Raw genomic sequence first — 13,007 nt, forward strand, 5'->3', positions numbered from 1 at the left:
AAGCTTTGAAAGTGGGCAGGTATTTCCTGCCCATTTTTGTTTGCAATGACATCCACACTTGTTAAGGCAGCACCAAATGGTGTCCTCAATAGCACTGCAACCATCAGGCGCAAGAAACAGCTTGAACCTATACAATAACGATGGCCAGCAAGCAGGATAGAGGAGTGATCAAGATCGAGCAGCCGGTCCGCAGCCTCAAACAGACCTGTGGTTGCAGGTGGCAAATCTGCCTTTCGAGAAGATCAAGCCCAATGCGATACTGGTCTGCTCGTCTCGCGGTGGCATCATCAATGACGATGCGCTTTATGAAGCGCTGAATGCCCATTTCAGCAAAGCATCGAAGCGACCACCGCTCATTTGTCTGGTTGGGCACGACAATAGGCTTTCTGGTGCCCAGAGCGCGTTTGCGACCACCCATTGCCCGGCAGGCAAGCGAAGCGCCGCCGAGAGGGGCGCTTGCGGACCTGCAGCTTCTCTTCACGATAAAGTCGCCTGAGCTTCTTGTGGTTCATATGGATGCCTTGCTTGGACAGCATGAGCGCAATCCTTCTATACCCAAAGCGGCGGCGTTTAGCCGCCACCGCCTTGATTGCTTCTCGAAGATCTGCGTCATCATCCCGAATGCTTTTGTAGCGCACACTGGACCGATCAACTTGAAGAATGGCACACGCCCGTCGCTGGCTCACACCATGCTCTTTACAGGCATGAGCCACAGCATCTCGCTTGCCGACAGGCGTCACCATTTTTTGAAGCGATATCCTTCAGGACCGCATTGTCCAGCATCTGCTCGGCCAAAAGCTTTTTGAGCTTGGCATTCTCTTCTTCGAGTGCCTTCAGCTTGCGAGCATCAGATATATCCATGCCACCATATTTGGCCTTGTATTTGTAAAAGGATGCTGAGCTGATCCCGTGCTTGCGACAAACCTCTGCGGTTGGAACCCCGGATTCCTGTTCCTTGATCATTCCGATGATCCGTTCTTCTGAAAATCGCGTGCGCTTCATTATCCGTCTCCGTTAAGTAGGACGGACTCTACCAAATTCTGGAGGAGTTTTTTAGGGCGCAGAGCACGAAGTATGGCGTGCGTGATTCGGACGGAAACCTGTCTGATGAGAAACTGCGTGAAATTGCGTCGCACCCACAAGTGCGAATGATTGAAATCAAGCTCAGCCAAGGGGCCAAGCCCGGAAAAGGCGGCATTCTGCCTGGCGGCAAGGCCACTGCTGAAATCGCAAAAGTTCGTGAAATTGCAGAAGGACAGGATTCTCTCTCACCCAACCGGCACACCGACATCAACAGCCTTAGGGAGCTGCTCGACATGATCGATTACGTGCGCGAGACAACGGGCTTGCCAACCGGCTTCAAGACAGTCATCGGTGACACCGCTTGGCTCGATGAGTTATTCTCGATAATTGCTGATCGAGGTGAACGGTCCGCTCCCGACTTTATCACTGTCGATAGCGGCGACGGCGGCACTGGAGCTGCTCCAATGCCGTTGATGGACAATATGGGATTGCCGATCAAGGAATCGCTGCCAATGCTGATCGCAGCTTTACACCGATCCGGATTGCGCAACCGGATCAAGGTTGCCGCATCAGGCAAATTGGTTACGCCAACTGAGGTTGCCTGAGCCTATTGCGCTGGGGCCGATGTTGTCAACTCAGCTCGCGGTTTCATATTTGCGTTGGGCTGTATTCAAGCGCTCAAATGCAACAGGAACACCTGTCCGACGGGCATCACTACTCACAATCCACGCCTTCAGCGAGGACTGGATCCTGCAGACAAATCGGTTCGCGTTATAAATTACGTCGAGAAGATCCACAAAGGTGTCGGCGTCATCGCGCATTCGTGTGGCGTTTCGCATGCAAGGGCTCTTGGGCCGGCTCATGTCCGGATGGTCCAGCCGAATGGCGCTTCAAAATCACTTGAGCAGATTGCGTGGATGCTTGAGGCCGGTCTGCCAGAGGCCCCCAAAAACTTGGAACGAAGTTTGATGGATTGAAGGGCCCGGAACTGAGGGACGCTGTTGATCTCAATTTTTTTAGTGCATCAGCAGCTTTAGTCCCTCACCTCTCGATGGGTTGATGAAATGTTGTGTCTCAATCGAATGCGAGGAATGGAAAAGCAGGCTTCTTGAAAGTCGTCCGTGCTGAAGGTCTCCAAAGGGCCGCAAATGCTCTTCTTGGACCAAGAAGAGCGGTTTCATATGATGATGCTCCGCGTCAGTCAGCTTCTTCCATGGGCGCAGGTCATCATCGCGCCAACCGTTTTAGGGCTGCTGTGCGATAGGGGGCGTTGCGGGCACCATAGCCGTTATAGCCGCCGCGTCGTTCGACCACCTCGAAGAAGAAACCATCCCCATGGGGTCGGGAATAAAGCTGCAGGAAAGAGCCGCCATTGTCATCCTGATCATAGAAAATGTTGCGCGCGCGCAAGGTTTCAATCACTTCTGGCCCCAGCTCGAATTCGGTCGCCAACTCGTCATAATAGGTTTCCGGGATTTCCAGGCTTTCAAAGCCATTGGCTGCCAGTTTTCGAGCGGTGTCGATGATATTGCCACTCAGGAAGGCAAAATGCTGCATTGATGCACCATAGCTGTCTGACAGGAACCGTCCGGCAAAGGTGCGGTGGGTGTCGACGCCATTCATCGTCAGGCGGAAACTGCCATCTGCATTTTGCAGGGAGCGGGACTGCACAAGCCCCCCCGCATCTGCCACCCCCACATCGGGCGCCTTGTTGATATTGAAGATCGAAGTGTAAAACTGGGTCCAGCTGTTGAGCTCTTCCTGTTTCATCACCTGCGCCAAATGATCGATGCGCAACAGACCGGTGGGCTGAACATTGCTTTCATCGGTCACCGGAACAAATTCTTTCTCCCAAACCTCGCCCAGTTCGGTCTGTCGATCGAGGAAATGCAATACAGAACCACCAACACCGCGCATCGCGGGAATGTCGAGCTCTCCAGAATGACGCTTCTGCATGAACCGTTTGGCCCCGAGTAGTTCCGAACGCACGGTCGCGGCTTCGGCATCGCCGACCATCAGGCCAATATCGCAGACGCTCGTGCCATGCATCACATAGGCGGAATGGGCATAGCCCTTCGTTTCGGAGTTGATGACGATATTAATGCCATTTTGCTGCCAAAGCGTCACTTTCCGGGCGATATGCTTGGCAGTCGGTTTGAAGCCCAATTGTGACAGCATGGCCTCCATCGAAGGGGCGTCTTTATCACCAGCCGCAAACTCGATGAACTCGACGCCTTCAATCTTGGCCTTCTGTGGCATGGGAGGCAGATCGACATGACAGCTTGGTTCGGATTTTCGGGCCGCATCGGCAATGACAATCAGCGCGCGATAGCCATCGAGTGCCAATTGTCGGGTCGAAGCGCGGCTCTTGTTCTCAACCAAGTCAAGACCGTAGCCATCCGAGTAGCCGGTGGCCGCGACCGCCTTGACGAAATCGAGAATGGGAAAATCCCCTTCTCCCGGCAAGGAGCGGAAGTTGCGAGACTTGTATTGAAGATCCATGCTGACAGCAGGTGCATCGGCCAACTGGACATGAAACAGTTTGTCCGCAGGAATGGCACGGATGCTTTCAGACGAGAGGCCTCTGGCCAATGTGTGATAGCTGTCCAGCACGAGTCCGATCGCCGGATGATTGGCTCGACGCACCACTTCCCAGGCATCGCGATAATCGGAGATATGGCGCCCCCATGCGAGCGCTTCATAGCCTACTCGCATGCCGTATTTTTGCGCCAGTTCACCAAGTTCGGTAAAATCATTGGCCATCCGGTCTACGCCACCCAGGCAGTCCGGTGAGGTGGCTGAACAGATCAACAAAAGATCAGTGCCCAGTTCCGCCATGGCGTTGAAGCGGCGTTCAATGCGGTCAAAGGCCCGACGGCGTGATGCCTCGGGCAGGCCTTCAAAATCGAGCGCCGGTTTGAACAGCCGGATGCTCAAACCCTGATCGCGGACCATCTGACCGATTTCGGTTGGGGTGCGGCCCTGCACCGCGAAATCCTGTTCCGTGATTTCAATGCTGTCAAAGCCAGCCGCAGCAAAGGCAGCAAGCTTGTCTTCCAACGCATCGGCAACGGACAAAGTGGAAATCGAAGTCTTCATTTTTCATTCCTTGCTGAACACCGGGACAGAATATCGAAAAGGGGCCGCATCCGGATCTTGTTAGGTGCTGGCGTGGCCACCGCTTCCATCAGGGGAATAGATGTCGAGAATGTTCCAATGGCCCGAAGTCGGAGTCGGGTTGTTGATCATCGCCACATCAATCACCGTCGGCTTGCCGCTGGCAATCGCCGCTTCAAGCGCCGGACGGAAGGCGCCAGCCGAAGTGACCCGTACGCCATCACAGCCATAGGCTCTGGCAATCGCCGCATAGTCTGGCGTTTGTTCTTGCGGGTTGTCAGCTGCGGGGAAGACCGTGCCATGGGTCAGGCCATAGTTCGACTTTTGCAGACCAGCGATAGTGCCATAGGCATTGTTATTCATGATGATCCAGATGACCGGCACATTCTCGGCGTTGGCGGTGGCGAGCATCGCCGGATTCTGGCCAAAACCTCCATCGCCGACGAGGCTGATCACCACCCGATCAGGCGCTGCGATCTTGGCCCCGATGGCAGCTGGCGGGCCAAAGCCCATGGTGGCAAAGCCGCCGGGAATGAGGATCGAGCCCGGTGTGAAAATGTCAAACTGCTGGGCAACGCCATTCTTGTTCCAGCCCACATCGGAGGTGAGGATGGCATCGCGCGGCATGACGGTCCGCAGATCGGCCAAAATCCGTTCCGGCATCATCGGGAAGGCATCGGACTGCTGCATCTCGACATTTTGAGCGCTGAAGTTCTGGCGCTCAGTGGCGATCTGCGAGGCCCGGCCATCGGATGGACGTCCGTCGGGCAACATCTCGCGGGCCACGCGATTGAGCACGGTGAGCGCCGCCTTCAGGTCAGCCACCGCCCCAATCTCGACCGGATAGTTGCGGCCAATTTCCTGCGGCTCGATGTCAATCTGCATCAAGCTGGTCGCGTCTTTGCCGATATTGAAGGTGTAGTCCGGATACCAGCTGGAGCAATCAGCTTCCTTAAAGCGGGTGCCGAGCGCCAGAATCCAGTCGGCGGCCAAGGTCTGCTGGTTGGTGAATTGCATCCCCCAGAAGCCGGTCATGCCCAGCACCATCGGGTGATCATCGGGCAGCACGCCCTTGCCCATCAAGGAGAAGGAAACCGGGATCTGCATGTGATCGACAAAGGCGCGCAGCTCGTCATAGGCCTTGGACAGCGCGATGCCGCCGCCGACATGGATGATAGGTTGTTTGGCGTCTGCCAAGGTTTGAACGATCTGACGCGCTGTCGCCTCATCAATGGTTGGCTTGGCCAAGACCTTGGAGCCGGTCTTGACGCGCTCCCAGCAGGCCGGGTCAACTTTGGTGGAGAAGAAATCCATCGGCACATTGACCAGAACCGGACCGGGCTGGCCGCTTTCGGCCAAAAGGAAAGCCTTTTCGAGGATTTCGGGTAGCAGCTCCGGGGTATCGACGCGCCAAGCACGCTTAACGAAGGGGCGATAGATTTCATATTGCGCCGCATCCGCATGGAGGTTGACCTCCTGATGGGGATGCTTGCCGTAATAATAAGACGGAATGTCGCCGGCAATCACCACCATCGGGATGCAGTCGAGCGCCGCATTGGCCACCCCGGTCGCCGCATTGGTCAGGCCGGGGGAGAGATGGCTCAGCACCACCGACGCACGGCCTGTGACACGGGCATAGCCGTCTGCGGCATGAGCGGAAACCTGCTCATGGCGAACATTGACGAATTTGATGCTCGAGTCGGCCAAAGCGGACAGGACCGCGATGTTGGTGTGGCCGCAAAGGCCGAAAATATGTTCAATGCCGCGATATTCGAGATAATCCACCAACTGGGGTGCATTCTCGATCAGAGTCGTTTGATCCTTTTCCATCAGAGCACCTCTGTATTGTAAAATTCACCAAACAGTTCGGCGTCAGACGGGCGGTCTTCGGCGATTGGACGGGCAACCCAGGTGACATTCATATAATGCTTGAGGGACACATTCTCGTTGGTGATGTTGCCGCCCCAGATGCCGCAGCCGAGCGATGAGGTCATCGGCATGCCGTTGGAGAAGGAGCCGGCATTGGCTTTTGATTGTGGCTGACGCACCATGACGCGGGAGACCGGCGCATTGGCGGCGTGACGCAGAATGCGCTCCTCATCAAAGGAATAGATGCCGCAGGAATGGCCCTTGCCGCCGACTTCATAAATTTCACGCACCATGCGCAGGGTGTCGTCAAAATCCTTGGCCCGATAGAGCGCCATGGTGACGGACAGCTTTTCACGGCTGAAAGGATGATCCTTGCCGATCTCGTCCTGCTCAACCATCAGGAATTTGCGATCGTCGGGCAGGTCAAACCCCGCAAAGTCGGCAATGGTTTTGGCCGACACAGCCACGGTTTCGACGCGACGGGAGCCATCGTCTTTCCAGAGCGCCTTGGCAAGCAGCTGTTTTTCCTCTGGCGAGCAGAGATAGCCGCCTTCGCTGATCAGCGCTGCTTTCATTTGCTCATAGACCGCATCGACGATGATCAGGTTACCATCGGCCGAACAGCCGGAACCGAAGTCGGACATTTTCGACATCCGCGAATTGGCGGCAGCCTCGGCAATGTCGGCGGTCTCGTCAATCACCATGGTGGAATTGCCTGCCCCCACGCCATAGGCCGGTTTGCCCGAGCTATAGGCCGCATGGACCATTGGTTTGCCGCCGGTGGCCAGCGTCAGATCGGCCTGACTCATCAAATAATTGGTGCCCGGGATGGATGGCTGGGTGACACATTGGAACAGGTCTTCGGGTGCACCAACCAGTTTGCAGGCATGGCGCATGACATTGACCATTTCATTGGTTGTCGCCTTGGCGCGGGGATGGGGCGAGAAGATTACCGCATCCTTGCATTTGGCCGCATAAAGGCCGGTGACCGGCGGGGTCAATTCCGGGTTGGTGGTGGGGATGAGAGAGGCGATGACGCCTGCCGGTTTGGCGATCTTGGTCAGGCCTTTTTCTGCGTCTTCCTCGATCACACCAACGGATTTGCCACGCAAGGCATCACGCAGAACACCGAGCACCTTGAAGCGCTTGCCTGCGCGTCCAGCGCGGTCGCCAATGCCGCTTTCATCAACGCCCATCTGGGCGATGCGGACAAAGGTTTTTTCGTTACCGCAATGCCAACCAATGGATTGTGCCAACCGGTCTACTTGTTCTTGATCCCAGTCGGCTATGGCGTCCATGGCAGCACGCGCACGGATGATCATTGCGTCGATGGTTTCGATTTCTTCTGGTGAAATGTCACGAGCCATATCGGATACTCCTGATTATCGCTGCGGCCTCAGGCCATTTGTTTGAACGATGCCGGGTCGGCATCAAAGACAGAACGGGCTGCTTCAAGGCAGTTTCGGGCATGCTGCTCGGGGCCAAATTCGGCAATCCGTTTGGCATGGGGCAGCTCGATGGAAAGGGGCAGATCGGGGAAAAGATAATTGACGGCCCAGAAATCGATTGCCCCTTCGCCAGGATAAAGACGGGCATCGCGGGCTGTGTCGATCATCGCTTCGCGGGTGAAGGCCAGATCCTCGGCGTCACAGATATGGAGGAAATTGATCCATTCTGGCGGCACCTTTTCGAGTGCCAGAAGGGGGGCCTTGTTGAAATGCATATAGAGGGTGTCGACCAGCATGCCCTGATTGCGCCGACCGGTCCGTTCGAGAACTTCCATTACCTCTTCGAGCGTTGTCAGCCGAGAAAAGGCCGGGAATTCCAGATTGACCGTCAGGCCAAAGGGAGCGGCGAGATCGCAGATCTCGGCAAAGGTCTCGACGATGAATTTGCGGTCGTTGCGCACATCGGTCCATGCAGAGCAAATGACTTGCCCAGCGCCCAGCTCAGCCCCGGCTTCAAAGGCGGGCACAAAATCCTTGGGGTCAAGGCCACGCATGATGCGCATCAGCTCGATGTCAAAGCATTTCAGATCGGTGTCCGCCAGCGCCTGTTTGGTCTCGCGGATGATCTGCGGGTCAGTCGGGTTAATATCCGGCTCGCCCGCCACACCCAGATGAAACAGCCGATAGCTGACATAATCATAGCCTGTGCGGGCAGCGATATAGGTCTGTTCGGGTGGGGTCACCCCGGGAACCGTCAAATAGGACAGGGCATAGGGATGGCTCATGACTGATCCTCCGATGATTGCAGCCAAGGGGGCGGTGGCATATGGGACATGCGACCGGGCAAGGCCCGCTCAAACAGGGCTTCGGCCTCGGCGACGGGGCCACGCAAGGCCTGCCAATTGATGCCGGTCTTGAGGCCCATTTCCTCGCAGGCATAGGCGACATCTTCGGTCGCAACATTGCCCGTTGCCATCGGCACGAAGGGACAGCCGCCAAGGCCACCCATGGCGGCGTCAAAGATCCGCACGCCAGCCTGAAGTCCGGCCACCATATTGGCCAGTCCCAGCCCGCGCGTGTCATGCAGATGCAGCGACAGGGCGGTTTCGTCGCCGATCTCGCCGCGCAACCGCTGGCATAGGTTGAAGACCTGCTGCGGATTGGCCAAGCCTGCCGTGTCGGCAATGTTGATTTCCTGCACCCCAAGCGCCGCAAAGCGCTGGGCAATGCGGGACACTTGATCCGGGTCGATATGACCTTCAAAGCCGCAGCCAAGGGCCGACTGGATGCCTGCGCGGACGGCGACGCCTTCGGACAAAGCCTTTTCGATCACCGGCAGGATGCGGGTGATGCCATCCTCGACCGAGCGGTTGGTGTTTTTCTGCGAATGGGTCTCAGAGGCGGAGACCGAAATGGACAGATGCTTGACCCCAACCGCCAAGGCCCGATCAAGGCCAGAGCCATTGAGCACCAAGGCGGTATAGACCACGCTCTCCTTTGGCTCGATGCGGTCAAACAACGCATCGGTATCGGCCATTTGCGGCACCCATTTGGGATGAACGAAGGAGCCGACCTGGATCCGCCGCACGCCAGCAGCCTCAAGATGGCCAAGGAAGTGCAGTTTTTCATCCAAGCTCAAAAGACGCTTTTCATTCTGCAGCCCGTCGCGCAGAAATTCGTCCTCGATGAGAATGTCACCTGAGAGTTTCATCATCAGAAGCCCATCATCCGAGGAAGCCATGTCACCGTGTCTGGCAGGAAGGTGATGATGATGAGCACCAGAACTTCAACCACGAAGAAGGGCATGATGGCCTTGATCAATCGGGCCATGCCGACCCCGGCGACGCTCTCCGCCACAAAGAGGCAGAGACCAAGTGGTGGAGTAATCAGGCCGATCATCAGGTTGAAGATGACGACAATGCCGAAATGAACCGGATCGACCCCAAGCGACACGGCGATCGGATGCAGGATCGGCACCAGAACCAGCATTGCGGCGATGCCTTCAAGAAACAGGCCAACAAACAGGAACAGCAGGATGACCGCGATCAGGAAGGTGGTCTTGCTGTCGACATTGCCCAGCACCCAGTCGGTGACCATGTTGGGAATGCGATTGTAGGTGAGGAGCCAGTTGGCGGCGGCGACGGCGGCGATGATCACCAGAATGACCGCGCTGTCGCGCATGGCGCCCGAAAAAATCTGCGGCAGGCGTTTGAAGGAAATCTTGCGATAGACAAACAGACCCAGCACCAATGCATAGCAGACCGCGAAGCTTGCCGCTTCGGTCGGCGTGACAACGCCGAGCAGGATCGAACCGACAACAAAGACTGGCATCAAGAGTGGCAGGATTCCGCCCATAATGGCGTCCCTGTTCGAGGTGCCGTGGATGTTTCTCTCACCTGAGACCGTGTCGGCCTTGACCGTCAGCATGACATAGATCGAGAGAAACACCGCCAGCAGCAAGCCGGGGACGATACCAGCCAGAAACAGCGCGGGAACGGAGACACCAGAGACGATGAGGGCGTAAATGATGACGGGAATGGATGGAGGAATAATCGGGCCAATTACCGAGGAGGCTGCCGTGAGCGCAGCCGCAAAGGCGCGGTCATAGCCATGCTTTTCCATTTCGGGAATGAAGACCCGGCCAATGGCCGAGGTGTCGGCAACCGCCGAGCCGGACAGCCCGGCAAAGATCACCGAAGCCCAGATATTGACATGGGCAAGACCCGCACGAAACCCGCCAACCAGTACATTGGCAAAGGCGATGATGCGGCGGGTAATGCCGCTTTCGTTCATCAATTCGCCCGCCAGAATAAAGAGCGGGATTGCCAGAAGGGGATAGGAATCGAGCCCCTTGAACATTTCGGTTGCGACGATGCGCAAGGTATAAGGTGCTTCGCCTGTGGTCATGAACCAAATGAGGGCAACTAGAATGGCGAACGCGATGGGCAGCCCCAGCAACAGGCCGGATGTCAGAATGAAAATGGTCATGCGTCACCCTTTTCCTGAATGCGTTCAATAAAGCGAATGCCAGCGGAAATCGCCAGAATGATGCCGCCGCAGGCAATCGCGGCCTGCCAAGTTCCAACCCGCCCGAGCCATTCGAGCCAGGCCATGTCGAGGCTCTGGGCCAGCTCCTTGGCCGTACCGATAAGCCCGGAGGCTTCGATCTGCGGTCGCCGGGATGCGAAGGCAATCCCTGACAGCGTGAGGCCAATGCCGGTTGCAAGCGTGACCAGATCCATCGCGGCGAAAGTCCAGCGCCGCCATTGATCCGTCAGTATGTCCGTAACGATGGAAAAGCGAATATGTCGATCCTGCAGATATGCCAAGCCAATGCCGAACATGACCCCATAGATGGTCAGATAGATCGGCATTTCCTCACCCCAAGCCAGAGAATGGCCAGTGGTGTAACGACGCACGGAATTGACCAAAATGATCGCAAAGACCAGAGCAATGGAAAGGCCTGCGCCAAAAGCCCAAATCCGCTGGGTAAACCGACTGATTACACGCATTCGATGTCTCACGATCCTTTGGGTGGGAGAGATGGGTGGCGTTTGGGCGGCCACCCATCCTTGGGTCTTACTTGGTGGCAGCTTTCACAGCAGCATCAAGCTTTTCAATCCACTCGGCTTCGCCGCCCAGCTCGCCAGCCAGCCATTTTTTGACAGCTGGTTGCGCCGCATCGCGGAACTGCGCCAATTCTTCGGCGGTTGGCGAATAGACCTGCATGCCTTCGGCTTGCACGGCATTCACACCAACGGCGGTGGAGAATTGCTGAATGGAACGACCCATATTGCCTGCCACGACGGCTGCTTTCTGCACCACGGCCTGCTCGGCAGGGGAAAGGGACTGGAAGAACTCATCAGAGATGAGCAGGAAGTCGGCTGCATAGACGTGACCGTCAAGGGTCATGTATTTTTGCAGTTTATGCAGGCCGTTATTGTAGATCACGCCGACCGGATTTTCCTGACCGTCAACCACACCTGTTGACAGAGCATTTGGCAATTCGGTCCAGGCAATCGGTGTTGGCTCGCCGCCAAGGCCCTTGACCATCTCAATATAGAGCGGGATCGGCTGGACACGGAATTTGAGGCCCTTCATATCTGCCGGGGTGCGAATTTCGCGCTCACCATTGGTGAAGTTGCGGAAGCCGGTTTCCCCGTAGGCAAGCGTACGCAGGCCGGTTTTATCCAGACAATGTGCGGCCAGTTCGCTCCCGAAGGAACCATCCAGCACGTTCCATGCCACTGGTGCAGACGGGAAGGTGTAAGGAATATCCAGCACGGATGCCGCGCGGCAGATTTTTGACATGGCACCGGAAACCATCACCACCTGGGTGAGATTGTCCTGTGCCTGAGCGACGAGTTCATCTTCGTTGCCTAACGCACCGGCTGGGAACAACTCGACTGTCAGACCGGTTTCGCCTTCAACGATGTTTTTGAAGATTTCGGCTGCGGCGCCCTTTTTCGAGCTTTGCCAATCAGCCGGGTCAACGTGAGCGAAGCGGATGGTCTGGGCCTGTGCACTGGCAGCAACGCCCAAGCCAATGGCCAGGCCTGCAAGGGCTGACAGGGTTTTGGTTGTGAAATTACGCATGGTTCTCCTCCCATTTCGATAAAGTCAGTGTGATCTATTGATTTCAGGGCTTACTGTGTGCGTGCAAAAAGGCCTCACGCATCACATCTCGATCGGGGCTTTGCTCGGTGAAAAGAGCAAATGCCCTTACAGCCTGCCAGAGCGCCATGCCACCACCACCCATGGTGCGGCATCCTTGAGCGCGCGCTGCTGCAAGCAATTCGGTTTCCATTGGAAAATAGATGATATCTGCCACCCAGGCGCCATGCGGAATGGAGGCAACAGGCAAGGGCGTTCCCGGCAGTTTTGCCATACCCACAGGGGAGGCATTGACCAGTCCGTCACAATTCTGGACTGCCTCTTGTGCATTGGTGACGACCTTGATCCGGCGCGGGTCATAATGCTTGGAAAGCTCACTGGCCAGATCTTGGGCGCGCGCTTGTTCAGGGTCACAGAGGCGCAACTCGCCCACCCCCTCGCACAGAAGACCATAAGCAGTCGCCGCGCCAGCCCCGCCAGCGCCAAGCTGCAAGACACGCTCTCGGGCAACGCCGGTCAACTCGGTTCGAAAGGCTTCGGCAAACCCCCAGATGTCGGTATTGTGGCCATACCGGCGGCCATCGCGCAGAACGACCGTGTTGACGGCACCAACGCGTTCGGCATTTTCTGACAACTCGTCAAGGAAAGGAATGATTTCCTGCTTGCACGGATAGGTGATGTTCAAACCATCGAACCCCATCCACTCGGCGGTCTTTAGAAGGTTTTCCAGAGAAAGCTTGCAGTCGAAATCGAGGTCCAGACGACGATAGACCAGCGGGAAGCCGAGGGCTCGAGCGGCAGCCTCATGCATGGCCGGGGTACGAGATCCTGCGATTCCTGCACCGATAAGCCCAATCAGGACGGATTTCGGCTCCGCTTGATGCTGCATTGTGTGATTGTTCATGTCTCACTCCCTGCACCATAATTAACTGAACA

Annotated in this window: 10 protein-coding genes and 2 pseudogenes; 1 reads left to right on the forward strand and 11 read right to left on the reverse strand. The window is 56.6% G+C overall.

Going from position 1 to position 13,007, the window contains the following annotated elements:
• Window positions 1-353: 353 nt before the first annotated feature.
• A complete protein-coding gene (locus DSD30_RS22015) occupies window positions 354-638 on the reverse strand; it encodes an IS3 family transposase (RefSeq protein ID WP_425359457.1) in 285 nt (94 codons plus the stop codon).
• A pseudogene (locus DSD30_RS22020) lies at window positions 633-1,002 on the reverse strand (transposase); the annotation flags it as partial. The pseudogene DSD30_RS22020 and the gene DSD30_RS22015, both read right to left, overlap by 6 nt.
• A gap of 146 nt (window positions 1,003-1,148) precedes the next feature.
• Between DSD30_RS22020 and DSD30_RS10075 the strand changes: the two are divergent.
• A pseudogene (locus DSD30_RS10075) lies at window positions 1,149-2,000 on the forward strand (glutamate synthase-related protein).
• Window positions 2,001-2,250: 250 nt separating this feature from the next.
• On the opposite strand, the gene DSD30_RS10080 reads toward DSD30_RS10075, so the two are convergent.
• The 9 genes from DSD30_RS10080 to DSD30_RS10120 form a co-directional block, all read right to left on the reverse strand.
• Window positions 2,251-4,122, reverse strand: a complete 1,872-nt coding sequence (locus DSD30_RS10080; RefSeq protein WP_114009485.1) for a bifunctional sugar phosphate isomerase/epimerase/4-hydroxyphenylpyruvate dioxygenase family protein — start codon at window positions 4,120-4,122, stop codon at window positions 2,251-2,253.
• Between the two features lie 60 nt (window positions 4,123-4,182).
• Entirely contained in the window at window positions 4,183-5,970 is a 1,788-nt protein-coding gene (locus DSD30_RS10085) for a thiamine pyrophosphate-binding protein (protein WP_114009486.1), read from the reverse strand.
• On the reverse strand, window positions 5,970-7,376 hold the full coding sequence (locus DSD30_RS10090; RefSeq protein WP_114009487.1) for an aldehyde dehydrogenase family protein: 1,407 nt from the start codon (window positions 7,374-7,376) through the stop codon (window positions 5,970-5,972). The genes DSD30_RS10085 and DSD30_RS10090 overlap by 1 nt, the downstream gene beginning before the upstream one ends.
• 29 nt (window positions 7,377-7,405) lie before the next feature.
• Entirely contained in the window at window positions 7,406-8,242 is an 837-nt protein-coding gene (locus tag DSD30_RS10095) for a sugar phosphate isomerase/epimerase family protein (RefSeq protein ID WP_114009488.1), read from the reverse strand.
• Complete coding sequence (locus tag DSD30_RS10100; protein WP_157967642.1) at window positions 8,239-9,171, reverse strand: hydroxymethylglutaryl-CoA lyase; 933 nt, start codon at window positions 9,169-9,171, stop codon at window positions 8,239-8,241. Before DSD30_RS10100 ends, DSD30_RS10095 begins: the two co-directional genes overlap by 4 nt.
• Window positions 9,171-10,445: a TRAP transporter large permease gene (locus tag DSD30_RS10105; protein ID WP_114009490.1), complete on the reverse strand. Its 1,275-nt coding sequence runs from the start codon at window positions 10,443-10,445 to the stop codon at window positions 9,171-9,173. The genes DSD30_RS10100 and DSD30_RS10105 overlap by 1 nt, the downstream gene beginning before the upstream one ends.
• Window positions 10,442-10,969: a TRAP transporter small permease gene (locus DSD30_RS10110; RefSeq protein WP_114009491.1), complete on the reverse strand. Its 528-nt coding sequence runs from the start codon at window positions 10,967-10,969 to the stop codon at window positions 10,442-10,444. Before DSD30_RS10110 ends, DSD30_RS10105 begins: the two co-directional genes overlap by 4 nt.
• 67 nt (window positions 10,970-11,036) lie before the next feature.
• The gene (locus tag DSD30_RS10115; protein ID WP_114009492.1) at window positions 11,037-12,053 is read right to left on the reverse strand and encodes a DctP family TRAP transporter solute-binding subunit; all 1,017 of its coding nucleotides are present in this window, start codon (window positions 12,051-12,053) and stop codon (window positions 11,037-11,039) included.
• 43 nt (window positions 12,054-12,096) lie between these two features.
• Window positions 12,097-12,975, reverse strand: a complete 879-nt coding sequence (locus DSD30_RS10120) for a shikimate dehydrogenase (protein ID WP_245418417.1) — start codon at window positions 12,973-12,975, stop codon at window positions 12,097-12,099.
• Window positions 12,976-13,007: the final 32 nt, after the last annotated feature.

Source organism: Cohaesibacter intestini (assembly GCF_003324485.1).
Classification (GTDB): Bacteria; Pseudomonadota; Alphaproteobacteria; order Rhizobiales; family Cohaesibacteraceae; genus Cohaesibacter; species Cohaesibacter intestini.